At 72.0% G+C, this 24,521-nt stretch carries 20 protein-coding genes; 7 read left to right on the forward strand and 13 right to left on the reverse strand.

All coding sequences use genetic code 11. The features are described 5' to 3' along the window. Window positions 1–8 precede the first annotated feature (8 nt). Both J2S55_RS33830 and J2S55_RS33835 read right to left on the reverse strand, forming a co-directional pair. On the reverse strand, window positions 9–911 hold the full coding sequence (locus J2S55_RS33830; RefSeq protein ID WP_306869228.1) for an NAD(P)-dependent oxidoreductase: 903 nt from the start codon (window positions 909–911) through the stop codon (window positions 9–11). Beyond that, window positions 908–1,765 carry an SAM-dependent methyltransferase gene (locus J2S55_RS33835; RefSeq protein ID WP_306869230.1) on the reverse strand — a complete coding sequence of 286 codons (858 nt, stop codon included), beginning with the start codon at window positions 1,763–1,765 and terminating at the stop codon, window positions 908–910. The genes J2S55_RS33830 and J2S55_RS33835 overlap by 4 nt, the downstream gene beginning before the upstream one ends. Window positions 1,766–2,459: 694 nt before the next feature. On the opposite strand from J2S55_RS33835, the gene J2S55_RS33840 reads away from it, so the two are divergent. Further along, a complete protein-coding gene (locus J2S55_RS33840; protein ID WP_306869233.1) occupies window positions 2,460–3,668 on the forward strand; it encodes a cytochrome P450 in 1,209 nt (402 codons plus the stop codon). A gap of 343 nt (window positions 3,669–4,011) precedes the next feature. On the opposite strand, the gene J2S55_RS33845 is transcribed toward J2S55_RS33840, so the two are convergent. Continuing rightward, on the reverse strand, window positions 4,012–4,557 hold the full coding sequence (locus J2S55_RS33845) for an EF-hand domain-containing protein (protein ID WP_306869236.1): 546 nt from the start codon (window positions 4,555–4,557) through the stop codon (window positions 4,012–4,014). Between the two features lie 335 nt (window positions 4,558–4,892). Between J2S55_RS33845 and J2S55_RS33850 the strand changes: the two genes are divergently transcribed. Further along, the gene (locus J2S55_RS33850) at window positions 4,893–5,060 is read left to right on the forward strand and encodes a hypothetical protein (protein WP_306869238.1); all 168 of its coding nucleotides are present in this window, start codon (window positions 4,893–4,895) and stop codon (window positions 5,058–5,060) included. Window positions 5,061–5,217: 157 nt separating this feature from the next. On the opposite strand, the gene J2S55_RS33855 is transcribed toward J2S55_RS33850, so the two are convergent. The 3 genes from J2S55_RS33855 to J2S55_RS33865 all read right to left on the reverse strand — a co-directional run bounded on the left by J2S55_RS33855 (window position 5,218) and on the right by J2S55_RS33865 (window position 9,227). Beyond that, window positions 5,218–6,645: an RNB domain-containing ribonuclease gene (locus J2S55_RS33855; RefSeq protein WP_306869239.1), complete on the reverse strand. Its 1,428-nt coding sequence runs from the start codon at window positions 6,643–6,645 to the stop codon at window positions 5,218–5,220. 237 nt (window positions 6,646–6,882) lie between these two features. Then, complete coding sequence (locus tag J2S55_RS33860) at window positions 6,883–7,791, reverse strand: 5'-3' exonuclease (protein ID WP_306869242.1); 909 nt, start codon at window positions 7,789–7,791, stop codon at window positions 6,883–6,885. A 197-nt stretch (window positions 7,792–7,988) separates the two neighbouring features. Continuing rightward, window positions 7,989–9,227 (reverse strand): PP2C family protein-serine/threonine phosphatase, encoded by a 1,239-nt coding sequence (locus J2S55_RS33865; RefSeq protein ID WP_306869245.1) that lies wholly within the window; start codon window positions 9,225–9,227, stop codon window positions 7,989–7,991. Window positions 9,228–9,456: 229 nt separating this feature from the next. Between J2S55_RS33865 and J2S55_RS33870 the strand changes: the two genes are divergently transcribed. Both J2S55_RS33870 and J2S55_RS33875 read left to right on the forward strand, forming a co-directional pair. After that, window positions 9,457–10,566, forward strand: coding sequence for a M24 family metallopeptidase (locus J2S55_RS33870; protein WP_306875693.1), 1,110 nt, complete (start codon window positions 9,457–9,459; stop codon window positions 10,564–10,566). An 82-nt stretch (window positions 10,567–10,648) separates the two neighbouring features. Next, complete coding sequence (locus tag J2S55_RS33875; RefSeq protein WP_306869250.1) at window positions 10,649–11,791, forward strand: acyl-CoA dehydrogenase family protein; 1,143 nt, start codon at window positions 10,649–10,651, stop codon at window positions 11,789–11,791. A gap of 72 nt (window positions 11,792–11,863) precedes the next feature. On the opposite strand, the gene J2S55_RS33880 is transcribed toward J2S55_RS33875, so the two are convergent. The 3 genes from J2S55_RS33880 to J2S55_RS33890 all read right to left on the reverse strand — a co-directional run bounded on the left by J2S55_RS33880 (window position 11,864) and on the right by J2S55_RS33890 (window position 15,382). After that, window positions 11,864–12,553: a hypothetical protein gene (locus J2S55_RS33880; protein WP_306869253.1), complete on the reverse strand. Its 690-nt coding sequence runs from the start codon at window positions 12,551–12,553 to the stop codon at window positions 11,864–11,866. Between the two features lie 147 nt (window positions 12,554–12,700). Then, window positions 12,701–13,813: an alkene reductase gene (locus tag J2S55_RS33885; protein ID WP_306869256.1), complete on the reverse strand. Its 1,113-nt coding sequence runs from the start codon at window positions 13,811–13,813 to the stop codon at window positions 12,701–12,703. 156 nt (window positions 13,814–13,969) lie between these two features. Next, a complete protein-coding gene (locus J2S55_RS33890) occupies window positions 13,970–15,382 on the reverse strand; it encodes a dihydrolipoyl dehydrogenase family protein (RefSeq protein WP_306869257.1) in 1,413 nt (470 codons plus the stop codon). A gap of 213 nt (window positions 15,383–15,595) precedes the next feature. On the opposite strand from J2S55_RS33890, the gene J2S55_RS33895 reads away from it, so the two are divergent. From J2S55_RS33895 to J2S55_RS33905, 3 genes are all read left to right on the forward strand, one after another. Next, window positions 15,596–17,176 carry a sensor histidine kinase gene (locus J2S55_RS33895; RefSeq protein ID WP_306869259.1) on the forward strand — a complete coding sequence of 527 codons (1,581 nt, stop codon included), beginning with the start codon at window positions 15,596–15,598 and terminating at the stop codon, window positions 17,174–17,176. 102 nt (window positions 17,177–17,278) lie between these two features. Next, window positions 17,279–17,755, forward strand: a complete 477-nt coding sequence (locus J2S55_RS33900; RefSeq protein WP_306869262.1) for an Lrp/AsnC family transcriptional regulator — start codon at window positions 17,279–17,281, stop codon at window positions 17,753–17,755. Window positions 17,756–18,288: 533 nt separating this feature from the next. After that, window positions 18,289–20,352, forward strand: coding sequence for a neutral/alkaline ceramidase (locus J2S55_RS33905; protein ID WP_306869264.1), 2,064 nt, complete (start codon window positions 18,289–18,291; stop codon window positions 20,350–20,352). A gap of 108 nt (window positions 20,353–20,460) precedes the next feature. Here J2S55_RS33905 and J2S55_RS33910 read toward each other — a convergent pair whose 3' ends face one another. Genes J2S55_RS33910 through J2S55_RS33925 form a run of 4 tightly spaced genes read right to left on the reverse strand, consistent with a single transcriptional unit; the run spans window position 20,461 to window position 24,519 of the window. Beyond that, window positions 20,461–21,429, reverse strand: coding sequence for an N-acetylglucosamine kinase (locus J2S55_RS33910; protein WP_306869266.1), 969 nt, complete (start codon window positions 21,427–21,429; stop codon window positions 20,461–20,463). After that, window positions 21,426–22,685 (reverse strand): 6-phospho-beta-glucosidase, encoded by a 1,260-nt coding sequence (locus J2S55_RS33915; RefSeq protein ID WP_306869269.1) that lies wholly within the window; start codon window positions 22,683–22,685, stop codon window positions 21,426–21,428. Before J2S55_RS33915 ends, J2S55_RS33910 begins: the two co-directional genes overlap by 4 nt. Next, the gene (locus J2S55_RS33920) at window positions 22,682–23,575 is read right to left on the reverse strand and encodes a carbohydrate ABC transporter permease (RefSeq protein ID WP_306869271.1); all 894 of its coding nucleotides are present in this window, start codon (window positions 23,573–23,575) and stop codon (window positions 22,682–22,684) included. Before J2S55_RS33920 ends, J2S55_RS33915 begins: the two co-directional genes overlap by 4 nt. Continuing rightward, a complete protein-coding gene (locus J2S55_RS33925) occupies window positions 23,572–24,519 on the reverse strand; it encodes a carbohydrate ABC transporter permease (RefSeq protein WP_306869274.1) in 948 nt (315 codons plus the stop codon). The genes J2S55_RS33920 and J2S55_RS33925 overlap by 4 nt, the downstream gene beginning before the upstream one ends. Window positions 24,520–24,521: the final 2 nt, after the last annotated feature.

A 24,521-nucleotide genomic window follows, 5' to 3' on the forward strand; every position in this document is an offset into this window, starting at 1 on the left:
CTCCCGCCTCACCTGCCGCCGACGGGCATCCGGCCGGCGGACGACTCGCGGCGGTCGCGGAACCACGTGGTGAGCACCGCGATGTGCTCGCGCCGGTAGCCCCGGTCCATTGCTTCACGCACACGCTCGCGCATCACGCCGAGGTAGGAGCGGTCGATCCCGGCCTGCTCCGCGATGCCGGTCAGGTTGTCGAGGACGTCCAGGTGGGAGGTGAGCGGAGCCTGCTCGTAGGTGTAGTCCCCGCGCTTGATGAGGTCGAGGCCGACCTCGATCGTGTTCTGGAAGCCGGGATCGTAGAGCGGCACCGATTCGGCGAAGTCCGCCAGCGGGACGCCCATGGCCTCCGCGATGGCCGAGCATTCGAGGAAGCCGTTGATGAACGCGTAGTAGAAGGCGCTGGAGACGACGTGGTACGCCTTCACATACGTGGGATCGGCGCCGAGATAGGCCTGTCTGCCGCCCAGCGCGGACCTCACGCCTTTCAGCCGCTCGAAGTCCTCAGCGGCCCCGCCGTAGACGGTGAAGCAGTCCTCGGTCCCGATGGCGTCGGGGTAGTTGAGGATCGCGGCCTCCATGTATACCCCGTTCCCGGCCTCCACCCGCTCGCGTAGCGGGAGGACGTTCTCGGGAGTTCCGCTGGCGTTCTGGACGACGAGCCTGCCGGAGAGGTCCGGGGACGCCTCGCCGATGACCCGGTGGGTGATGTCGTAGTTGAGCAGGCACATCAGCACGATCGGCGAGGCCGCGACGGCGCCGGCCGCCGTCGGGTGGGAACGGATGCCCTCCTCGACGAGCGCGTCCGACCGCTCGCGCGTACGGTTCCAGACCGAGACCTCCAACCCGGAACGCGCGCAGGCCCGCGCGACCGCGGAACCGATCACTCCGGTCCCGATGACCGTGACGTCCGTCATGTCAGTGCTCCATCCTGGATCCTGGTGAAGGTCATGATCACGCCACCGATCTCGGTGGCGTCCGCCCACGCGGAGAAGGCGTCCAGCAGCCGGTCGGCCTCGGCCGCACCGCCTACGGCCTCCAGGTGGGCTCTGCGCTCCCGGAGCCCCCGCACCAGGCGGGGAAAGGAGTGGCGGACGTTGTCGGTGATGTCGATGAGCTCCACGGCGGCCATCCCCGCCGCACGCGCTGCCGAAAGATGCTGCTCAGGTGGGTCAAGGGAGACCGCGTTCAGCATGGACAGGTAGGGGCTGATCCGCCGCCGGGTCTCCTCGGTCATCGGCGTGCGCGGGTACGGAGTCTCGACCACCAGGCGGCCTCCGGGACGCAGAACCCGGGAGATGCCCTGGTAGAGCGGGAAGATGTCGAAATGCGGGGTGCTCTCGAACGCCAGCACCGCGTCGAACGAGGCCGGGGCGAACGGAAGGTCCATCGCGTCGATCCGCCGGAACTCCACCAGTGCGGCCACCTCTTGCGACCGGGCGCGCTCGGCGCCGTTGCGCAGCGCCTGCCGGTCGACGTCGATCGCGGTGACCCGGGCCCCCGACGTCTGTGCGATGCGGACCGCCGGGCCGCCGTTTCCGCAGCCCACGTCCAGCACATGCGACCCGGGTCCCACGTTCAGCTTGGACGCCACGAGGTCGGTCAACCTCCCGGTGGCCTCCCCGATCGAGGCCCCGTCCTGATGTCCCGCCCAGAAGCCGTAGTGGCGATCAGGTCCGGCGGTCGCCTCCACCAGGGCCGCGATCCCGTTGTACATCGCTTCGGTCTCCGAATGCGGGGGCGGAACCGGCCGGACGCTTTCCATGCTCATGCGAAATGCTTCCCATATCCGTTCTGGGCTTGAAACGCCAGCCTATTCCCAAGACAGCGACGGGAATCATCATTCATTGCCCGGCCCGGTACCCGCGGTGCCACCCCGCCACCCCGATGAAACTTTTACAGAATATTGCGCCGGGCCGACAGTGCCGGGTTCGGGGGCTTTTCCCGGCGTTTGATTCTGGGGCCGCACGACGGTAAAACCGCGGTCGGCGAGGAATGGTGAGGGGCCCGTGCGGTGCCGGGGCGGCGGACCCGGTGTGCACCGGGAACAGCCGGTGTCGTCGCCCTGACACCTCTCGCCCCGCTCACGTGGTCAACCCCGAGAGGGAGGTCAGTCGCCGGTGCCGTACCGGACACCGGCTGATCGACGCAGGTCAGCCCGGGGGAGGCCGTTCCGGTGGCGTCATGGCGGGCTCCGGGGGGTGATCGCGCGGCCCAGGTCCGGACATGGTCGGGTCAACCCTGGGGACAGTGCAGAAAATATTAAGGAAAACGGCCGCGACCGGATCGGGAGAGCAAAGCCGATAATCGATTACCCCGCCGACCGGTAATGAAAGACGTGTACGGCCGGCCGCCGTCCGCCCGGCGGGTATAGTCCGTCCGGGGTTCCCGATTCAATGCTCCGGAAGCGATCAGCGGCCGACGGTCCGGGATGCCGCCAGCACATGTCGCTGACGAACGATTCCATGACCGGAGAGAACGTGGACGCTTTTTCCGAACCCGTCGACTACCCTTTCGGGGAGCCCGTCAGGCTTGATATCGATCCGGAATACGCACGATGCCGCGAACGGCCGGGACTGGTCAGGGTCCGCCCGCCCTACGGCGACGACGCCTGGCTGGTGACCCGCTACCGCGACATCCGCTCCGTGCTGCGCGACCGGCGTTTCGTCCGGACGCCCCCTCCCGGAGGCGACGAGGCCCGCCTGACCCCTCTCCCCCTCCAGGACAGCATTCTCAACACCGACCCGCCTCAGCAGACCCGGTTGCGTAAAGCCGTGGCCGGCGGGCTGGGATTCAACACCGAGCGCGTCCACGCGCTCGAGGCGACCGCGGAGCGGCACTCCCGAAGACTCATGAGCACGCTGTTGGACGGATCGCCCCCGCTCGATCTGGTCGACGCCTACGTCAAGCCACTGGTCGTGGAGATCTTGTGTCCCGTCATCGGCATCCCCGAGCAGGACCTGTCGGTCTTCTTGAACTGGTTCGAGGGGTTCGCGAGCACCGCGCTTCCGGCCGACGTCGTGGAGGCCAGGGTCGAAGAGATCTCCTGCTACACCGACCGCCTCATCGCCGACCGGCGGGACCGGCCCCGCGACGATCTGATCAGTGTCCTCGCCGACGCCGCCTACCGGGAGAAGCGCCTCACCGAGGCGGAGGTCAAGGAACTGGTCAACGACGTCCTCCTGGCGATCGACAACGTCACGACGCAACTGACGAACGCCGCCTACCTGTTGATCACCTCGCCTGGCCACATGCGGGAACTGAAGGCCGAACCGGAACTGATCCCCCAGGCGGTCGAGGAACTCCTGCGCTACGCGCCGTTCCCCTCCCATGTCACCTTCGCCCGCTACGCCACGGAGGACATCGATGTGGGAGGGACCCTCGTGCGGGCGGGGGAGCAGGTCCTTCCCGCGCTTCCCGCGGGCAATCACGACCCGTCCGCGTTCCCCAGCCCCGGCGAGCTCGACTTCCGCCGGAAGCACAATCCTCATCTGTCCTTCGGGCACGGCATGCATCACTGCATGGGCCCGCCCCTGGTGCGCATGCTGATGAGGGTCGCGGTCCTCTCGCTCACGCAGTGTCCGTCCATGCGGCTGGCCGTACCGGAGGAACGGCTGGCGTGGCGGTCGGACCTGCTGATCCGACGCGTGGAGTCCTTGCCCGTCACCTGGTGATCCGTCCCCGCAGCCCGGTCAGGTGTTCCCAAGGGGTGGGCCCGTCGGCCTCCGGCCCACTCCTGGTGTCTGTCTTCGACCTCCCCGGCGGGATGCCCGTTCCGGAATGAAGATCGGGATGGCCGCCCGTCGACGTCACAGCCGCTCGGCCCGGTCGGGACCGTCTGTCAGGCGAGTTCCGCCCGTCCGCCGCGGATCCCCGAAAATGTACGAGAAATACGCGGTGGATCCGTGGGAGTAAGAAGGCGAAGTATTGGGGCGACCCAAAAACATGGGTGGAATGAAACGCGGAAGGGCGGTCACGCCGTTCTTGCGCGACCGCCGGTTCCGCCTGACCGAGGTGTCACACCCCGCCGAACACCTGGCTGGTGCGCTTGTTGAGGTCGTCGCTGCCGGCGAAGAAGTCGCGGCAGGCCCTGAAGTACTCTTCGCTGCTTATCCGGCCGTCGCGGTTGGTGTCGATGCTGGCCGCACCCTGCTGGGCGTCGACGTCGGAAAGCCCCATGGCGCGCAGGAGCTCCGCGTACTCGGACGGGGACAGGTGGCCGTCGTTGTCGAGGTCGGCCACCGCGAACTCGGCGTCGGTGATGGGACGCAGCAGATCGTCGGCGTTCTCCTTCTTGGCGTTGCCCGCCATGTAGGAGCGGAACTCCTCCTGGGAGACCGCCTGATTCTTGTCCGTGTCCATCGCCTCGGCCATGATCGTCCAGCACCGCTCGTAGGCTTCTGTGAGACGTCGCCCCTCGGGGGACGTCTTGTCGTGGCGGAAATGCTTCAGCATTCTCTCCCCGAGAGCCTGGAGATCGTTGCGCTGGATCGTGCCATCGCCGTTCACGTCGACCAGCTTGAACCAGTGGTCCGACTTGCGGGCAGCAGTGCCGACAGCCATTTATGCCTCCCATTCATACGGTGATCGGTCTAAAACCACGGTCATTATGCCCATGCCGGGTATGGTGGAAAATAAAGGGTTACACTTCTTGTCGCAAAACAAAGTTCACCGCCACGGGGGTGATTCTCCACGTAAGCCTGCGGGGTGGGCGGGATACGGTTTTCCGCTCATCCGATGCCTGCGTCGATCGACCGCTCCGGCCGGCCCAACTGACCGCCCGGTCAATACCTTGTGACGGTTGGTGCGCGCAACGTAACCTCGTGGGCGGTTTCCGCGGTGATTGCGACGGAAATCCCCATGACGGAACCCTTTGGCCCATGCCCAGGGAGGTAGGAATGTTAGCCCTCGCCGCCGCACTGCTGTTCGTACTCGCTCTGATCTTCCAGCTCGCCGGCGTGGCCGTCGGCAGCATCGTGACCGTCACCACGCTCGCCCTGGCGGGGCTGCTCGCCCTGGCGCTGCACCTGGCGGGCGTCGGCGCCGGCTGGAGCCTGAAGAAGTAAGCCGTCCACCCCCGCGGCCGAGGCCGCGCCCGAGCCCCCCGGGCGCGGCCTCTCGCCGTCCCCGTCGCCGGGCCTTCGTCGCCAGGCCCCCGCCGCCGGGCTCGCAGGCCGGGCTCCGGGCCGGGCCGCCGTGAGGCGCTCGCCGGTGTCCGCGCTGTCAGGCCAGGCTGAAGCGGACCTCCCGGGTGGCCGGGTCGGCGCGCGTCAGCCGCACCTGGACGGCCTCGCCGAGCACGAGCCCCTCGCCGTCGCAGCGGGCCACCACCGCCGGGTCGCTGATCTGCACCTGGCCCTGGGCGTGGCCGTCGTCCACGTCGATCACCACCGCGTCGAAGGCCTGGCCCACCCGGTCGCGCAGCACGAACGCCTCCACCAGGTCCACGCACGCCCGCTCGACCGCGCTCGCCCGCCGCCCGGTCGTGTGCATGATGCCGGGCAGGCCGTCCATGGCCTGCTGGATCTCCTCGGGCACCGGCTCCCCCGCCGCGATCGACAGGCAGATCTGGCCGGCGTAGCGATCGATGAGGCGGCGCAGTGGCGCGGTCACGTGCGCGTACGGCGCGGCCACCGCGGCGTGCTCGGCCTGGGCGGGCGGCTCGCCGTTGAAGGCGACGTATCCGGCCCCGCGCAGCAGCACCGTGGACTCCTCCAGGAAGGCGGCCTGCTCGGGGATCTTCGGATCGAGCCCGTGCACGACGTCGCCGTAGGCGGCACCCTCCGGCCACGGCACGCCGAGCGCGGCGGCCACCCGGCGGACCTGGGCGACCTTCTCGGCGGGGGCGGGCGGCAGCACCCGCAGCAGGCCGATCTCGGCATCCAGCATCATCGAGGCGGCGGCCATGCCGGTCAGCAGGGAGATCTGCGCGTTCCAGGCCTCGGCGTCGAGCGAGGCACGCAGCTCCACCCGGTAACCGTCCCCGTCGGGGACGACCTCCTGCTCGGGCGTGGGCAGGGTGACCCCGCCCCTGGCCCGCTCCAGCGCGAGCCGGAGCCTGCCGATCTCGGCCAGCAGCCGCAGCGTGCCGTCGGCGGTGCCGGTGTCCACCGCCGCCTGCACGTAGTCGTAGTCGAGCCGCTCCCGGCTGCGCACCAGCGCCCGGGTCACGTCGGCGCCCACGATCCGGCCGTCGGCGTCCAGGTCGACGCACCACAGCACGGCCGGTCTGGTCACCCCGGGCAGCAGACTGGCGGCGCCCTCCGACAGGATCGCCGGGTGCAGCGGCACCCGGACGTCGGGCATGTAGACGGTCTCGCCGCGGCTGCGGGCCTCGGTGTCGATCGCCCCGCCGGGCCGTACGAACGCCGCGACGTCGGCGATGGCGTACCAGACGCGGTAGCCGCCGGGGCGTTCCTCCAGGTGCAGGGCCTGGTCCAGATCCATGGAGCCGGGTGGGTCGACGGTGATGAACGGCAGATCGGTCCGGTCGAGCTTGGGCAGCACGGGCACCTCGGCGGCCCACTCGGCCTCCTCGGTCACGGCACGGGGGAACCCCTCCGGGAGCTTCAGCTCCCGGCGGATCCGGTCAAAACCATCATCGAGTCGCGGATGGGACTCTCCGGGCATCCGGATGCTCTTGTGCGGCACGGGGATCAACCTACCGTTCTCTACCACGCCGACCTCGCCGGATGCCCCTCGGGGGGATGGCGGAAGGCGGGCGCGACACCGTGAGCGGACCGCCGGACCGGTGGCCGCGCTCGGACGCGGTCGAGCTGTCCATGCCGGCCTCCTCCGTGCGCGCGTACTCGAAAGTACTACGCCTTCCCCGGATCCGGCCGGGCAAGCGGGCCGGTCCGCCTCCTGCGCCGGGGAGCCGCGGGCGGGTCAGCCCGCCGCCTGTGCCAGGGCCTGCGACAGGCGGCCCAGGGGGCCGCCCAGGCCGTAGCGCTCGGCCAGGGCCGCCAACGCCTGCGGGTCGCGCGGCTGGGCGGGGAGGGCGAGATCCAGCTCCGGGACCGGGACGTCACGGACGACCTGGACCACCGCGGGGGCGGCCCGGAGGTAGTCACGGGCCGCGCTCAACTTGGCCCGCTGGCCCGCCGTCAGGTCGCCGCCCTCGTCCACGGCTCTGAGCAGGGCCGTCAGCGAGCCGAACCGGGTGATCAGCGTGGCCGCGGTCTTGTCGCCGACCCCGGGGACGCCCGGCAGGCCGTCACTGGGGTCGCCGCGCAGGGTGGCGAAGTCGGCGTAGGAGCGGCCGGGGACGCCGTATCTGGCGGTGACGGCGGCCTCGTCGACGGGTTCGAGGTTCTTGACCCCCCTCGCCGTGTAGAGGACGCGGATGGGCCGGCCGTCGTCCACCAGTTGGAACATGTCCCGATCGCCGGTGACGATGTCCACCTGCCCCTTGGCCCGTACGGCGAGCGTGCCCATCACGTCGTCGGCCTCGTAGCCCGGGACGCCGACCCGGGCGATGCCCACCGCGTCGAGCACCTGCTCGATCACCGGCACCTGCGGGGAGAGCGTGTCGGGGACCTCCTCGACGTCGCCCGAGGCGACCCGGTGCGCCTTGTAGGTCGGGATCGCCGCCACCCGGAAGGCCGGGCGCCAGTCCGCGTCCATGCAGGCGGCCAGCTCGCCGGGGGAGTGCTGGCGGACCAGCATGGCGATCATGTCGATCACGCCGCGGACCGCGTTGACCGGCATCCCGTCGGGGGCGGTCATCGACTCGGGCACCCCGTAGAAGGCGCGGTAGTAGAGGGAAGGGGTGTCGAGGAGCATCAGACCGGGCATGGCGACCATTTAACCAAGCACCGCCTGCCGGCCGAACACTGTTTGACCAAGCGCTGCCCAACCATGCGCGCTGAGCCGGCCGGACCCGTCCGGCGGCCACCGGCAGGTCACCGGTGGCCGCCGGACGACGTCACCTGTCGAGGGGGCTCATCGACAACGCCATCGCGGACGGCCGGGCCCGAGCCACGCCCACGGGTTCAGCGACCCCGCGCGCCTCCACCACGCACGTTGATCGCCAGCACACAGGTGTCGTCCTCGGGGTTGGGCCCGCCGACGGCCCGGATGAGCCGGTCGAGCCCGGCCTGCAGGCCGTCACCGGTGAGGCCGGCCGCCGCCTCCAGGGCCAGGGCCAGACCCTCGTCGATGTCACGGGAGCGCCGCTCGACCAGCCCGTCGGTGAACAGCAACAGCAGATCTCCCTCCAGCAGCTCCACACCGGCCGCTCCGTACGGCTCGGTGAGCGTGGCGCCGAGCAGCACCCCGGCGGGCGGGTCGAGCTGGGCGGCCACCCCGTCACGGACCAGGATCGGCGCGGGGTGGCCGGCCTGGCTCCAGGTGAACACGTGGGTGACGGGATCGAGATGGCCGATCACGGCGGTCGCGGTGGTCTCCGCCTGCCGGTGCATCACCAGGGCGTTGAGCCAGGTCAGGAGCTTGTCAGCGGGCTCGCCGGTCATCGCCAGGCCGATCAGCGCGTGCCGGAGCCGGGCCATCCGGGCGATCGCCGGCAGGCCGTGCCCGGACACGTCGCCGATGGCCAGCACCAGCCGGCCGTCGGGCAGGGTGCTGGCGTCGTACCAGTCGCCGCCGAGGCCGGCCCCGGTGCCCGCCGGGACGTAGCGGACCTCGATGCGCGCGTGCGGCAGCTCGACGGCGGTCCCGAGGCCGGGCATGATCGCATCCCGCAGGGCCACGCTGAGGTGCCGCTCCTCGGCCGCCTGCTCACGGACCTCCAGGAGCTGGCGCCGGGACTCCGACATGATCCGCTCGGCCCGGCGCCGGCCGGTGATGTCCTGGATCACCCCGTGCACGGCGGTGCGCCCGCCGGTCGCGACCGGGTCGAGGGCCGCGCGCAGGTGGCGGACCTCTCCCTGGCGCCGGATGCGGAACTCGGCCTGCCCGGACTCGGCGCCGTGCATGACCGCCCGCAGCAGCCGGTCGAGGTCGGCCCGGTCGGCAGCCTCGACGTGGGCTGTCAGGTCGCGCAGGTGGATGGGGCCGTCGCCGGGGTCTCGGCCGAAGATGGCATAGGCGCGTTCGGACCAGATGGACTCCCCGGTCTGGAGATTCCACTCGGCCCAGCCCAGGTTGCCCAGCCGCTCGGCGTGCGCCAGCCGCGCGCTGAGAAGTTGTTGTTCCACGGCCATGTGCTCGTCCAGCTCTCCGCGTAACCGCTGCACCATCTCTGCCGCGGTCAGCGGGGCGGAACCGGTCACGAGGTCGTTTCGTGGGTGGAGGGGTGGCTGGTGGCCGCCCACTACGCCGACCATGTAGCTCGCTCTCGGAATGTGGGGCCTTACGGACGTTCTGTCGACAAAATGTGATCGTCCTTCAACGGAGTGTAGTGAAAGCGACGTCACTCCGGCGGCTTTTCCGCGGTTTCCCTCGGCGCGCGGGGCCGTGTGTGGCGTCGGCGCGTCCGGGATTAGATTGGTCGGTGTGACGATGGAGTCCTCTGACCTGTATCCCGTTGCCCGCCTGGCCGCTGTCCAGGAGGCGACCGCCGCCGCCGGCCTCGACGCGCTGCTGCTGACGCCGGGCCCCGACCTCCGCTATGTGACCGGTTACGAGGCGCTGCCGCTGGAGCGGCTCACCTGCCTGGTGCTGCCGGCCGCGGGTGACGCCTTCCTGATGGTGCCCCGCCTGGAGTTGCCCGCCGCCGAGCACTCCCCGGCGTCGAGACTCGGCATCGAGTTCGTGCCCTGGGACGAGACCGACGACCCCTACGCGGCCGTCGGCGCACGCCTGGGCGGGGTCGCCCGGGTCGGCCTGGCCGACCGCATGTGGGCGATGCAGTCGTTGCGCTTCCGCGAGGCGATCCCCGGCGCCGAGCAGGTGCTCGCCGGGTCCGTCCTGCGCGGGCTGCGCATGCGCAAGAGCCCGGCCGAGGTGGCGGCGCTGCGCGAGGCGGGCGCGGCGATCGACTCCGTGCACGCCCAGGTGCCCGGCTTCCTGCGGGCCGGCCGGACCGAGCGCGAGGTCGGCAGGGACATCGCCGACGCGATCATCGAGGCGGGGCACTCGACCGTCGACTTCGTCATCGTCGGCTCCGGGCCCAACGGCGCCAGCCCGCACCACGAGCTGTCCGACCGGGTCATCCACGAGGGCGAGCCGGTCGTGGTCGACATCGGCGGTCAGATGCCCAGCGGCTACTGCTCCGACTCGACCCGGGTCTACTCCGTCGGCGAGCCCCCCGCCGACTTCGTGAAGTACTACGACGTGCTCCAGCGCGCCCAGGAAGCCGCCTGCGCGGCCGTACGGCCCGGCGTGTCGTGCGAGTCGATCGACGCCGTCGCGCGCGAGGTGATCGCCGCCGAGGGTTACGGGGAGCACTTCATCCACCGCACCGGCCACGGCATCGGCCTGGAGACCCACGAGGAGCCCTACATCGTCGCGGGCAACGCCGAGCCGCTGGCCCCGGGCTTCGCCTTCTCCGTCGAGCCGGGCATCTACCTGCGCGGAGCGCACGGTGCCCGGATCGAGGACATCGTCATCTGCACCGAGGAGGGCGGCGAGCGGGTCAACCACCGGCCTCGCGGACTCGTCATCGTGTAACAAGTGCCACAATCGGGGTGGCCGGTGACCCCGGTCACCCCACTTTCTTGTCGTCCACGTCCATGACCTGGAGTGTGCGGAAATGACCGTTGAGCGTGTGCTGCCGACCGCCGAGTCCCGGGACCTGCTGGAGCTGGTCCGTGATCTGATCGACAAGGAGGTGGCGCCCCGGGCGTCGGCCGACGAGTCCGCCGGGCGCTTCCCCCGCGAGGTGTTCACCACCCTGGGCCGGGCCGGGCTGCTCGGGCTGCCCTACCCCGAGGAGCACGGCGGCGCGGCGCAGCCGTACGAGGTCTATCTCCAGATGATCGAGGAGTTGGCGGCCGGCTGGCTGGCGGTCGGCCTGGGCCTGTCGGTGCACACCCTGTCCTGCTTCCCGGTGGCCGCCTACGGCAGCGCGGCACAGCGCGCCGCGCTGCTGCCGGACATGCTCGGCGGTGAGATGCTGGGCGCCTACTGCCTGTCGGAGCCCCAGTCCGGCTCCGACGCCGCCGCCCTGGTCACCCGCGCCGTGCGCGACGCCGACGGTTACGTGGTGGACGGGGTGAAGGCCTGGATCACCCACGGCGGCGCCGCCGACTTCTACACCCTGATGGCCCGCACCTCCGACGGCGGCGGGCGCGGCATCTCCTGCTTCCACGTCCCCGCCGGGACCGAGGGGCTGTCGTTCGGCCGGCCCGAGCGGAAGATGGGGATGCGGTCCTCGCCGACCGCCCAGGTCCGCTTCGACGCGGTACGGCTGGCCCCCGACGCGCTGCTGGGCGCGGAGGGCGAGGGCTTCCGCATCGCCATGGCCGCCCTGGACGGCGGCAGGCTCGGCATCGCCGCCTGCGCCGTCGGTGTGGCCCAGGCCGCCTGCGACGCCGCCACCGCCTACGCCAAGGAGCGCCGCCAGTTCGGCTCGCGCATCGCCGACTTCCAGGGGATCGGCTTCATGCTCGCCGACATGGCCACCCAGATCGCCGCCGCGCGCGCCCTCTACCTCGACGCCGCCCGCCTGCGTGACGCGGGCCGGCCGTACGGCACGCAGGCGGCGATGGCCAAGCTGTTCGCCACCGACGTGTGCATGAAGGTCACCACTGACGCCGTGCAGGTCCTGGGCGGCTACGGCTACGTCGAGGACTTCCCGGTCGAGCGCTACATGCGGGAGGCCAAGGTCCTGCAGATCGTCGAGGGCACCAACCAGGTCCAGCGCCTGGTGATCAGCCGCGCCCTCGCGCGGTAGGCGCCGCGCCGGGGCGGGCTCACCCGGGGCGGGCCCGGGTCCCGCATCGCCGGCGATGACACGGCCGGAGCGTCAGAGCGGGCCCAGCAGGAGGGGGAGCGCGAAGAGGGCCGCGCTGGAGGCGGCGGCGCAGGTGAGGGCGGTGAGCGCGGTGCGCGTGCGCGCCGCCGCCGTCGGGCGCAGCAGGAACGGCAGCGACAGGCCCAGGGCCGCGAGAGCGAGGGGCGCCCATGGCCCGGACTGAGGGGCGCCGTGCGGCGGGCCCGCCGCCTGCTGGGCGACCAGGCTGAACAGCAGCAGACCGCTGAGCAGCCCCACGGCGATGTCGCCGCCGGCGTCCGGCCTACGGCTGAGGTGCCCGGCCAGGCCGAAGGCGACTATCGTGACGCCCAGCGCGGTCGTCCAGCCGCCGCTCTGGCTCAGCAGGCTCTCGGCGTGGTCGAGGGCCTGGGCGGTCAGGTGGCCGGCCGTCAGCCCCGCGCTGGCCAGGGCGCCGTTGAGGGCCGCCCATCCGGCCTGTGGCGAGCCGCGTGTCATGTCCAGCACCAGCACCCCGTACAGGTAGGGGTCGTAGGCTCTGACGACGTCGTCGGGCAGGGCGCGGGCCAGCGATCCGCCCGTCAGGGCCAGGAGCATGCCCAGTGCGAGCCCGGCGGTCATCTGCCGCATGATGCGGCGTTCCCGCCGGTCCGACGCCCGGAAATCGACCTGCCAGCGCGCCTCGCGCCGGCCGATCCGCGCCGCCCTGTCCATGGCCGCCATGTCGCCCCCTGACTGTCGCCGGAGTCCGCCCGTCAGACGCTGTGACCTTCACATTGCCTGCTTTTCGTGACGGAACCATGACAAAAAGGTCAAACAACTGTCTTTTCTCATGGCCGATCCATGAACCTCGCCGGGCACGCCGGCCCCTCACCCGCCGTCGCCGCGCCGCCGGTCGAGGGTGGGGTAGTCGGTGTAGCCCTCCGCGCCGCCGCCGTAGAGGCCCGTGGGCAGCGGGTGGTTCAGGGGCGCTCCGGTGCGCAGCCGCTCGACCAGGTCCGGGTTGGCGACGAAGGCGCTTCCGAAGGCCACCATGTCGGCGCCGCGTTTCAGCCACCACGCCGCCGGGTGGGTCTTGGCCAGGTCGGCGGGGTTGTTCAGCGGGGTGACGATCAGGGCCGTCGGCCACAGCGCGTGGATCCGGCCGTCCAGCTCGGCGTCCCCGGTCTCGCTCAGATGCAGGTAGGCGATCGGGTCGCCGGCCAGCTCGCCGATCAGCGCGGTGTAGGTCCCGGCCGGGTCGTGCTCGGACATGTCGCCGTAGCGATTGCCGGGGGAGATGCGCAGCCCCACCCGCTCGGGCCCGACGGCGGCGGCGACGGCGCGCACGACCTCGACGACGATCCGGATCCGCCCGGCGGTGCCGCCGCCCCACGCGTCGGCGCGCAGGTTGCTGCCGTCACCGAGGAACTGGTGCAGCAGGTAGCCGTTGGCGGCGTGGATCTCCACGCCGTCCAGGCCCGCCGCGACCGCGCGCCGGGCCGCGCGGGCGAAGTCGCCGACGATCTGGCGGATCTGCGCGGCGCTCAGCTCCCGGGGCGTGACCGCGTCGAGCCGCCCGTCCGGCGTGTAGACGAGGGTGCGGGCGCGGACCGGCGAGGGCGCGACCGGACGCAGGCCGCCGGGCAGGAAGCCGGGATGGGCCAGCCGGCCGGCGTGCATGAGCTGGACGAAGACGTGCCCGCCCGCCCCGTGCACCGCGTCCGCGACCCGGGCCCAGCCGCGCTGGTGCTCGTCGGTGTGCAGTCCCGGCGCGCCGGGGCCGATGCGGCCGGCGGGGCCCGGGTGGGTGCCCTCGGCGATGATGAGGCCCGCGGAGGCGCGCTGGGCGTAGTAGGTGGCCATGAGAGGGCCGGGAGTGCCGTCGGCGGCTGCCCTGGAGCGGCTCATCGGCGCCATGGCGACCCGGTTGGGCAGGGTCACGGCGCCCAGCCGCACCGGCTCGAAGAGCGCGGGCGCCCCCTTCGCGGGTGTCGTCTCCATCGGCGTCGCTTTCGCGGGCGTGGTCTGCTGGGGAGCGGAGCGCCGGCCCACGGCGCGGCGGGGCCGGTGGCTGCGGACCGGTCGTGGCGGGCGCGGACGGACATCCGTCTGCCGACCACGCTACCCCCCGCGCCGCGGCGGCCCGCCGCCGGGCGGTCAGAGGCCGTACTCCTCCAGCAGCCGCAGCCAGATCTCGCTGACCGTGGGGAAGGACGGGACGGCGTGCCAGAGCCGGTCCAGCGTCACCTCGGCGGTGACCGCGACCGTCGCCGAGTGCAGCAGCTCGGCCACGCCCGGCCCGGCGAAGGTCACGCCCAGCAGGACGCGCCGGCGCTCGTCCACGACGGCCTTGGCCCTGCCCCGGTAGCTCTCGCCGAGCAGGTAGGCCCCGGAGACCGCGCCCAGGTCGTACTCGACCACCCGCACCTCGAACCCCTCGGCCCTGGCCGCGGCCTCGGTCCGGCCCACCGAGCAGACCTGGGGGTCGGTGAAGACCACCTGCGGCGCGCCGTACCCGTCGGCCGTGTCGCGCATCGCCGGCAGGTCGTCTCGCTCTCCCCGCGCCCGCGCCGCGATGACGTCGCCGCACACCCGGGCCTGGTATTTACCCATGTGGGTGAGGAGATTGCGGCCGTTGACGTCGCCCACGGCGTACAGCCAGCCGTCGGCGACCCCGCCGGCCCGCATGCTGTCGTCGACCCGCACCGGCTCGGTGTCCGGCAGGCCGACGGTGTCGAGCCCGAGATCGCCGGTCGCGGGCCTGCGGCCGGTGGCCACCAGCAGCTCGTCGGCCTCCACCGGCGCCCCCTCGGCGAGGTGGACGGTCACCGGGCCCCCGGGCCGGGGCCGCTCCACCCCGGTCACCTGGGCCCCGGTGCGCACCCGGACGCCGGCGTCGGTGAGCGAGGCCGCCAGGAGCTCCCCGGCGAACGGCTCCATCCGGCCCAGCAGCGAGTGCCCACGCACCAGCATCGTCGTCTCCCGGGCGCCGAGCCCATGCAGGGCCTGTGCCATCTCGCAGGCCACCACGCCTCCGCCCAGTACGGCCAGCCGCTCCGGGACGACCTGGACGCCGGTCGCCTGGCGGCTCGTCCACGGTGCGGACTCCGCCAGCCCGGGGACCGGCGGGATCACCGGCCGGCTGCCGGTGGCCAGCACGACGGCGTGCCGGGCGCGCAGCAGGCGGGTGGAGCCGTCGTGGGCGGTCACCTCGACCTGCCTGGGACCCCGCAGCCGCCCGCGTCCCCGCACGAACTCCGCCGGGACGCTCCTGATCCATTTCACCTGGTTGCCGTCGTCCAGGTGTGACACCGCCTCGTCGCGCCGGGCGAGCACGGCACGGACGTCGACCGGCTCCAGCGCCAGCCCGGGAACCCGGCGGGCGTCCGCGGCGAGCTCCACCGGCCGCAGCAGCGCCTTGCTGGGGATGCAGGCCCAGTAGGCGCATTCGCCGCCGGCCAGCTCCTCCTCCACCACCACCGAGCTCAGCCCCGCGCGGCCGGCGCGGCCGGCGACGTTCTCGCCCGCGGGACCGGCGCCTACCACGATCACGTCGAACTCGTCGGACATGACCACCCCCACCTCTCAGAGCAACAGGCCGATCGCCACGGTCAGTGTGACGGCGCCGGCCGCACCAGCTTCGCAGCCTCGCCGCGGGGGACGGAGCGCGGGGGCTGGGAGGCGTCGTCTCTTACGGGGGGAGCGCGCCGTTCCGGTATCTTTCGTCAGCCGCCGGGTCTCCGCGACCCCGGGCAGAGCGAGACTCCGCGAGATGGGAAGCCGATGACCACCGACCAAGCACGCCCGGCCGGGCCCTGGCGGAGCCGCTGGAGGGCGCAGACCTGGTTCAACGTCGTGCTGCTGGTCATGGCCGTGCTCCTCGGGCTGTCGGCGCTGATCGGCGCCGCCGTCCTGCGGAGCGCCGCGCAGGCCTCCGACCGCCTCATCGACGAGATCTCGGTGGGCAGGATCCAGGCGGAGCGCATGCAGACGGCCCTGGTGAACCAGGAGACCGGGCTGCGGGGCTACGTCCTCACCGGCAAGGAGGAGTTCCTCCAGCCCTACCGGGACGGGCAGCGTGACCAGCTCGCCGCGGCGTCGCAGATCAGGGCGGCGGCGCCGACGGCGCGGGAGCTGAAGGAGCTGGTGGCGGTGGAACGGCTGAGCGCCCAATGGCGCTCCGCCTACGCGGAGCCGGTGATCGAGGCCGTGCGGGGCTCCGGGCCGGAGAGCGTCAGCGCCGGGCGGGCCGAGGGCGGCAAGCACGCCTTCGACGCCGTCCGCGACGCGCTCACCGAGCAGAACGCCGCCTGGAGCCGGGCCAGGGAGAGCGCGCGTGCCGAGCTGACCACCGCCCGCACGGTCCGGGACATGACCTTCTCCGTCATACTGATCGCCTTCCTCGTCACCGTCATCATGGTGGCGGTGCTGCTGCGGATCGCGGTGTTCGGCCCCCTGGCGCGCCTGGGCGAGGCCTCGCGCCGCGTCACCGGCGGCGACTTCGAGCACCACGTCGACACCGGCGGGCCGGCCGACCTCGCCGAGCTGGCCGGTGACATGGAGGCGATGCGCAGGCGGATCGTCAGCGAGCTGGAGGAGGCCCGCACCTCCCGGCAGCAGGTCGCCGCGCAGGCGGAGGAGCTGAAGCGCTCCAACGCCGAGCTGGAGCAGTTCGCCTACGTGGCCTCCCACGACCTGCAGGAGCCGCTGCGCAAGATCGCGTCCTTCTGCCAGATGCTCCAGCAGCGCTACGCCTCCCAGCTCGACGAGAGGGCCAACACCTACATCGACTTCGCCGTCGACGGCGCCAAGCGTATGCAGGTCCTCATCAACGAGCTGCTCACCTTCTCCCGGGTGGGCCGCGTCCACCAGGAGCCGGTGGAGATGGACCTCAACGACGTGGTCGGCAGGGCGCTGGACAACCTCTCCGCGGCCGTGGAGGAGTCCGAGGCCGAGATCGAGGTCGGCGACCTGCCGGTGATCGTCGGTGACCGTACCCAGTTCGTGATGCTCTGGCAGAACCTGATCGGCAACTCCCTGAAGTTCCGCACCGCCGATCGCCGGCCCCATGTCCGGATCGAGGCCGAGGAGCGGGACGGGGAGTGGCGGATGACCCTGACCGACAACGGGATCGGCATCGCCCCCAACTTCGCCGACAAGATCTTCGTGATCTTCCAGCGGCTCCACCACCGGGACGCCTACGGGGGCACCGGGATCGGCCTGGCGCTCTGCCGGAAGATCGTGGAGCAGCACGGCGGGAGGATCTGGCTCGACACCGACTACGGCGACGGGGCCCGTTTCGTCATCACCCTGCCCGTCACCGCGGAGCAGCCGCAGGAGGCGCCCGCCGGAGGGAGCGACTGAGGACCGGCGGCCGCCGGCCGGCGGGGTGGCGGGTGCGGTTGGGACCATGCCGTGACCCCGTGGCGGCGCGGGGGGCCGCCGGGTGCCGTTACCGTTGATCGGGTGGAGGAGATCGACCGCCGGATCGTGACGTTGCTGGCCAAGGACGGCCGGATGAGCTTCACCGACCTCGCCAGGGAGACCGGGCTGTCGGTGTCGGCGGTGCACCAGCGGGTGCGTCGGCTGGAGAAGCGCGGGGTGGTGCGGGGATACGCCGCGCTGGTCGACTACGACGCGATCGGGCTCTCGCTCACCGCGTTCGTGTCCATCAAGCCGATCGACCCGGCCGCCGCCGACGACGCCCCCGAGCGGCTGGCCCACCTGAGCGCCATCGAGGCCTGCCACAGCGTGGCCGGGGACGAGAGCTACATCCTCAAGGTGCGGGTGGCCTCGCCGATCGCCCTGGAGGAGCTGCTCAACCAGATCCGCAGCTCGGCCAACGTCTCGACCCGGACAACGGTGGTGCTCAGCACGCCGTACGAACACCGGGCCCCCGAGCTGGTGGACCCGGAGACCGGCAAGCCCGACGAGCCCGTCTGAGCCGTCCGGCGGAGCCGTCTGCGCCGCCCGGTGGGCCCGTCCGAGCCCTCCGGCGGGCCCGTCCTGAGCCGAGCCGTCCGAGCCGTCCGGCGAGCTCGTCCTGAGCCTTGTCCGTCCGAGCCGCCCGGCGGGCCTGTCCGAGCCGCCCGGCGGGCCGCCGGGCGGGTCCGGTGCGCCGGGGTCTCCGTATCCCGGCGGTCCCGCGCTCCCGGACGACGTGCCCCTGACAGGACGTGCCCCTGACAGGCGGGAGCGGCCGCCGTCACAGCGGCCTTGACAGTCCCGGACCGGCCTCGGAAGATGAACATGAGTTCTGTTCAGGTTTTCCCGGCCCGCCGGGATCCGCCCCGCGGACAGGTCACCGACGGAGGAGCCCGCTTGGAGGAGGCCCGCGCCCGGCCCGCCGGCGTGCCCCCGCTCCGGGCCGACGCGGCTCCCGGGTCCTGCGGGCGGGCCACCCCCCACCGAGCGGCCCCCGGCGGAGGACAGCTCCGCCCACGCCGCCGCTCGCCGACCGGACCCCAGGAGCCCGCATGCGGCGTCCCTCCCGTTCGCGCCCCCGATCCCTGTCCCTGCTGCTCACCGGACTGGTGGGCACGCTCTGCCTGACCGGCCTGCCGGCGCCGCCGCCGGCCGCCGCCGCGCGGGCCGAACCGGCGACCTACCTCGTCGGCCGCGGCATCTCCGACGTCACCGGAGAGGTCGCCGAGGTCGGCATGATGGGATACTCCAGCTTCGACCAGAAGGCCACCGGCCTGCACCAGCGCCAGCGGTCGCGGGCCTTCGTCATCGCCGACCAGGCCACCGGCAGACGGGTGGTCTACGTCAACGCCGACCTCGGCATGATCTTTCAGTCGGTCCAGCAGGGCGTCGTCGCCAGACTGAAGCAGCGCTACGGCTCCCTGTACGGCGAGCAGAACGTGCTGCTGTCGGCGACGCACACCCACGCGGGACCGGGCGGCCACTCCCACCACCTGGCCTACAACCTGTCCGTCCTCGGCTTCCAGAAGGCCACCTACAACGCGATCGTCGACGGCATCGTCGAGTCGGTGGTGAAGGCGCACGAGGACCTCAGGCCGGGCACCATCAGCCTGGGCAGGGGCCTGCTCACCGACGCGAGCGTGAACCGCTCCAGGACGGCCTTCGACGCCAACCCCGCCGGGGACCGGGCGGCCTTCCCGCAGGCCGTCGACCCGGCGATGACCGTGCTGCGCTTCAAGCAGGGCGGCACCGACGTGGGCGCGATCAGCTGGTTCGCCACCCACGCCACCTCCCTGACCAACGCCAACACCCTGATCAGCCCGGACAACAAGGGGTACGCGGCCTACCGATGGGAGCACGACCACGCGGGCGTGCGCTATCTGGACGGCACGCCGGGCTTCGTGGCGGCTTTCCCGAACACCAACGCCGGCGACATGTCGCCCAACCTCAACCTGCGGCCCGGGTCGGGTCCCACGGAGAACGAGTTCGACAACACCCGGATCATCGGCGAGCGCCAGTTCGCCAGGGCCAAGGAGGTCTACGACGGCGCGCGGACGCCGATCACCGGCGGCGTCGACCACCGGATGAGGTTCGTCGACATGGAGAACGTGACCGTGGGCGGGGCCTACACCCCGGACGGCAGGGAGCACCGCACCTGTCCCGCCATGGTCGGCGCCTCCACGATGGCGGGCAGCGTGGAGGACGGACCGGCGATCCCCGGCTTCAAGGAGGGCATGACGGGGCCCATCGCCAAGCTGCTGGAGCCGCTCGACGTCGACGCGCCGCCGTGGCTGATCAGCTGCCAGGCGCCCAAGCTGAACCTGGTGCCGACCGGCCTGGTCACCGAGCCCGTGCCGGTGACCCCGAGGATCCTGCCGGTGCAGATCCTCAAGATCGGCCAGCTCTACCTGGTGGCGGGCCCCGCCGAGTTCACCATCGTCGCCGGCCTGCGGGTCCGGCGGGCGGTGGCGGGTGAGCTGGGGGTGCCCGTCGAGAACGTGATCATGCAGGGCTACGCCAACGCCTACAGCCAGTACGTGACCACGCCCGAGGAGTACGAGCTGCAGCAGTACGAGGGCGGTTCCACGCTCTACGGCAAATACACCCTGCCCGCCTACCAGCAGGAGTTCGCCGCCCTCGCGGCCGCCATGCGGGACGGCGCCGCCGTCGACCGGGGCCCGCAGACACCCGACCTGTCGGGCAGGCAGGTCAACCTCCAGACGGGCGTGGTCCTCGACAGCCCTCCGGCGTCGAAGTCGTTCGGCCAGGTGCTGACCGAGCCCGCGGCCTCCTACCGGCCGGGGAGCACCGCGAGCGCCGAGTTCGTCACCGGCCATCCGAAGAACAACCTGCACCGCAACGGCACCTACCTGGAGGTGCAGCGGCTGGTGGACGGCGTGTGGGCGCGCCACCTGGACGACGGCGACTGGCAGACCGTCTATCGCTGGACGCGCCTCAACGGGCTCACCGGCACCTCCAAGGCGACGATCACCTGGGACATCGCGCCCGGCACGCCCGCGGGCACCTACCGGATCGTCCACTCCGGCGACTCCAGGAACATCCTGGGGAAGGTGACCCCGTTCACCGGCGCCTCCAGGAGCTTCACGGTGTCCTGACGGCTCCGGGGCGGTCCTTCCCCCGGAGCCGCGGGCCCGCCTCCGCCCGCGCCGGGGACGCGGCGGTACGGCTCACGCCCGCCGGGGCGCGAGCCGTACCGGGCGGGCTCACGCCATCGCGTGGAAGTGGGCGCGCAGCCGGGTTTTGGCCTCCTCCGTGGCGCCCAGGGCGTCCAGGCCGAGCAGCGCGGCGCCCACGATGGGCGGGACGTCCACGACGATCAGCTTGGCCTGGGGGGCCTGCTCGGCGAAGCGCCGCTCGATCAGGCCGCTCAGCAGCGGGTCGCGGGCGGTCAGCACGCCGCCGCCCAGGACCACCTCCATCGGGGTGTCCAGCAGGTTCAGGCGGCGGAGCGCGACCACCGCGAGGACGGTGACCTCCTCGGCCATCCGCGCCACGATCGAGCGGGCCACCGCGTCGCCGTCGGCGGCGACGGCCATCAGCACCGGCACCAGCCCGTGCAGCCCGAGCGGGGACAGCTCGCCGAAGTGGATGCCGAGCGCCACCTCCTCGACGGTCCGGGTGCCGAAGTGCTCGGCGACCGCGCGCTCCAGGGCGGTCGCCGGGCCCCGGCCGTCCTCGGCCCGGACGGCGTGCCAGAGCGCCTCCTCCCCCAGGCCCATCCCGCCGCCCCAGTCGCCGGTGAGCCGGCCCAGGGCCGGATACCTGGCCACCTCGCCGGTGGGGGAGACCCCCACGGCGTTGACACCCGCCCCGCACACCACGGCCACGCCCGCCGGCCCGGAGGCCCCGGCGCGCAGCAGGGCGAAGGTGTCGTTGCCGACGACCACGTCCCGGCCGTAGTCGCGGGCGAGGATCTCGTCGCGGATGGTCTCCTCCTCGACCGGCAGGTCGGCGCCGGCCACGTAGGCGGCCACGTGGTCGGCGAACGGCGGCGTGAGGTCCGGGCCGAGCAGCCGTACGGCCTCGCCGATCGCGTCCACCGCGGTCCCCACCCCGGCGCTCTGCGGCTCGAAGGCCGCGCCGCGGCCGGTGGCCAGGACGGAGCCGTCCTCGCCGACCAGCGCGACGTCGGTCTTGCTGTTGCCGCCGTCCACGGCCAGGACGGTTCTCACGCGGTCGTCCAGGGCAGGTGCCGGCGGTTGGCGTCGACGAGCCGCCGGGCCAGGTCGTCCGACAGCGCGGCCTGGCCGATCAGCGGGTGGGCCAGCAGCGCGTCCGAGACGCGCTGCCGGCCGCCGTGCAGAGCGGCCTCCAGCGCCAGCGTCTCATACGCGGTGACGTGGGCGATGAGCCCGGCGAAGAGCGGCTCGACGGGGTCCACGGGCAGCGCCGCCGCGCCCGCGGCGGTGATCCTGGCCGGGACCTCGATGACCGCGTCGTCGGCCAGGAACGGCAGCGTGCCGTCGTTGCGCAGGTTGACCACCTGGGTGTCGCCGCGGTCGCCGAGCAGTGAGGCGATCAGCGCCACCGCGGCCTCGGAGTAGAACGCCCCGCCGCGCTTGCCCAGCAGCTCGGGCTTGGTGTTCACCGACGGGTCGGCGTACAGCTCCAGCAGTGCCGCCTCCATCGCCGCGACCTCCGCCGCGCGGGACGGCTTGGAGCGCTGCTCCTCCACCACGAGGTCGTGCTCGTAGAAGTAGCGCAGGTAGTAGGAGGGCACCACGCCGAGGCGGCGGATCAGGCCGGCTGTCAGGCCGATGTCCTGGGCGATCTCCTCGCCGTGGCCGTCCAGCAGCTCCGGCAGGACGTCCACCCCGTCCAGGTGGACGGCACGCTCCCAGGTGAGGTGGTTCAGGCCGACGTGGCCCAGGGAGATGCGCTCCGGCGCGACGCCCAGCTTCGCGGCGAAGCTGCGCTGGAAGCCGATGGCCACGTTGCACAGGCCGATGGCCCGGTGGCCGGCCTCCAGCAGCGCCCTGGTGACGATGCCCACCGGGTTGGTGAAGTCGACGATCCAGGCGTCGGGCGCGTGTCGGCGGACCTTCTCGGCGATGTCCAGCACCACCGGGACCGTGCGCAGGGCCTTGGCCAGGCCGCCCGCGCCGGTGGTCTCCTGGCCGACGCAGCCGCACTCCAGCGGCAGCGTCTCGTCCACCTCGCGCGCGGCCTGGCCGCCGACGCGCAGCTGGAACAGGACCGCTTGGGCCCCGGCCACGCCCTCCTCGACCGAGGTCGTCGCGACGACCTCGGCCGGGTGGCCGGTGTGCGCCAGCATCCGGCGGGCCATCCCGGCGATCAGCTCCAGCCGGCCGGCATCCGGATCGACCAGCGCGATCTCCGTGAGGGGCAGCTCGTCGCGGAGCCGCGCGAATCCGTCGATCAGCTCCGGCGTGTATGTCGAGCCGCCCCCGACAACGGCGAGTTTCACCCTTTTACTCCTGTCAGCGTCACGCCCTCGATGAAGACCCTCTGGGCGAAGAAGAACACGATGATCACTGGGGCCATGACGAGCAGGGTCGCCGCCATGGTGAGGTTCCACTGCACGCTGTGCAGCGCCCGGAAGGACGCCAGCCCGAGGGAGAGCGTCCAGTTTTCCTCGTTGATCTGGGCGTAAAGCAGCGGTCCATAGTAGTCGTTCCAGCAGTAGAAGAACTGGAACAGCGCCACCGCCGCGATCGCCGGCCGTGCCATCGGCAGGATCACCCTGACCAGGGTCCTGAAGTCCGAGCAGCCGTCCACGCGGGCGGCCTCGGTGTACTCCTTGGGGATCGTGATCAGGAACTGCCGCAGCAGGAAGATGGAGAAGGCGTCGCCGAGCAGCATCGGCAGGATCAGCGGCCACAGCGTGCCGGTGAGCTCGAGACGTGCCCAGACGAGATAGACCGGGACGGCGACGACCTGCGGGGGCAGCATCATCATCGTGATGACCGCCAGGAAGGCCAGCTTGCGCCCCCGGAAACGGAAGCGGGCCATCGCGTAGGCCACCGGGACCGACGACAGCAGCATGAACAGGGTGCCCAGCCCGGCGTACATGAACGTGTTGCCCAGCCAGCCCAGCAGGTGCGACCTGGCGAACACCTCGGCGAAGTTGCCCCAGTTCCAGGTGTCCGGCCACAGCTCGCCGGTGAGCGCCTGGTCGTCGGTCATCAGCGCGGTCAGCGCCACGAACACCAGCGGGCCGATGAACATCACCGACAGCGCCACGGCGAGGGCGTGGGTGGCGATCCAGTACAGCGTCCTGCGGACGCGACCGCCGCGCGCGCCGGCCCGGCGGACGGGGGAGGCGGTGGCGGGGGGTCTGGTGGCCAAGGTGGTCACCGGCTGCCTCCTTCGTCGTCGGTGAACGCGCGGAACCGGCGGAGCAGGACGAGGGTGAAGATCATGGAAGCCGCGAACAGCAGCAGCGCCAGCACGCAGGCGTAGCCCATGCTGAAGTCGCGGAAGCCCGCGTGGAACAGCCACTGGGGCAGCGTCAGCGTGGACAGCTCGGGATAACCCGGCACGAAGGCGCTGCCGGGGGAGTCGGTGACCCCGGCGGCGACCCGGGAGGCGATCATCGCCTGGGTGAAGTACTGCAGGGCGTAGATGACGCCGGTGACCGTGGAGAACATCAGCACCGGGGAGATCGTCGGCAACGTGATGCTCCGGAACTGCCGCCACCCGCCGGCCCCGTCGATGGCCGCGGCCTCGTACAGGTGCTTGGGCACGTCCAGCAGCGCGGCAAGGAAGATCATCATCGTGTTGCCGATGCCCCACATGGCCAGCAGGGTCAGACCGGGCTTGGCCCAGTCCTTGTCGCCGAACCAGTCGGGCGCGGTGATCCCGAAGAGGTCGATGATCTGGTTGAGCGGTCCCGAGGGGTTCATCAGGAAGACGAAGGAGACGGTCCCGGCCACCAGCGGCACCAGCGACGGCAGGTAGAACACGGTGCGGAAGAAGCCGGCGCCCGCCTTCAGGCGGGTGAGCAGCTGGGCCACGGCCAGGCCGAAGAGCACCTGGGCGGGGACCATGAACACCACCAGCCACAGCGTGTTCCTGATGGAGATCCACGCCCGGTCGTCGTGGAAGAAGTAGCGGTAGTTGTCCAGGCCGACGAACTCCAGCGTGAACAGGTCGTAGCGGTGGAAGGAGAAGTAGACCGTCGCAGCGAGGGGGTAGACGAAGAAGACCGCGAACCCGATCAGCCAGGGCGACATCCAGAGGAGGGCCTTGCGGCCCTCGCCGCGCCACCGGCGGGGCGGCGCGGCGTGGGTGATGCTCATCG

This window comes from Streptosporangium brasiliense, assembly GCF_030811595.1.
Classification (GTDB): Bacteria; Actinomycetota; Actinomycetes; order Streptosporangiales; family Streptosporangiaceae; genus Streptosporangium; species Streptosporangium brasiliense.

Coding starts and splice junctions, on each gene's coding strand:
- J2S55_RS33835 (WP_306869230.1), bottom strand. CDS start 1,765: ATGAGCATGGAAAGCGTCCGGCCGGTTCCGCCCCCGCATTCGGAGACC.
- J2S55_RS33880 (WP_306869253.1), bottom strand. CDS start 12,553: ATGGCGGCCATGGACAGGGCGGCGCGGATCGGCCGGCGCGAGGCGCGC.
- J2S55_RS33870 (WP_306875693.1), top strand. CDS start 9,457: ATGGAGTCCTCTGACCTGTATCCCGTTGCCCGCCTGGCCGCTGTCCAG.
- J2S55_RS33830 (WP_306869228.1), bottom strand. CDS start 911: ATGACGGACGTCACGGTCATCGGGACCGGAGTGATCGGTTCCGCGGTC.
- J2S55_RS33895 (WP_306869259.1), top strand. CDS start 15,596: ATGACCACCGACCAAGCACGCCCGGCCGGGCCCTGGCGGAGCCGCTGG.
- J2S55_RS33840 (WP_306869233.1), top strand. CDS start 2,460: ATGACCGGAGAGAACGTGGACGCTTTTTCCGAACCCGTCGACTACCCT.
- J2S55_RS33925 (WP_306869274.1), bottom strand. CDS start 24,519: ATGAGCATCACCCACGCCGCGCCGCCCCGCCGGTGGCGCGGCGAGGGC.
- J2S55_RS33845 (WP_306869236.1), bottom strand. CDS start 4,557: ATGGCTGTCGGCACTGCTGCCCGCAAGTCGGACCACTGGTTCAAGCTG.
- J2S55_RS33850 (WP_306869238.1), top strand. CDS start 4,893: ATGTTAGCCCTCGCCGCCGCACTGCTGTTCGTACTCGCTCTGATCTTC.
- J2S55_RS33890 (WP_306869257.1), bottom strand. CDS start 15,382: ATGTCCGACGAGTTCGACGTGATCGTGGTAGGCGCCGGTCCCGCGGGC.
- J2S55_RS33860 (WP_306869242.1), bottom strand. CDS start 7,791: ATGCCCGGTCTGATGCTCCTCGACACCCCTTCCCTCTACTACCGCGCC.
- J2S55_RS33875 (WP_306869250.1), top strand. CDS start 10,649: ATGACCGTTGAGCGTGTGCTGCCGACCGCCGAGTCCCGGGACCTGCTG.
- J2S55_RS33905 (WP_306869264.1), top strand. CDS start 18,289: ATGCGGCGTCCCTCCCGTTCGCGCCCCCGATCCCTGTCCCTGCTGCTC.
- J2S55_RS33885 (WP_306869256.1), bottom strand. CDS start 13,813: ATGGAGACGACACCCGCGAAGGGGGCGCCCGCGCTCTTCGAGCCGGTG.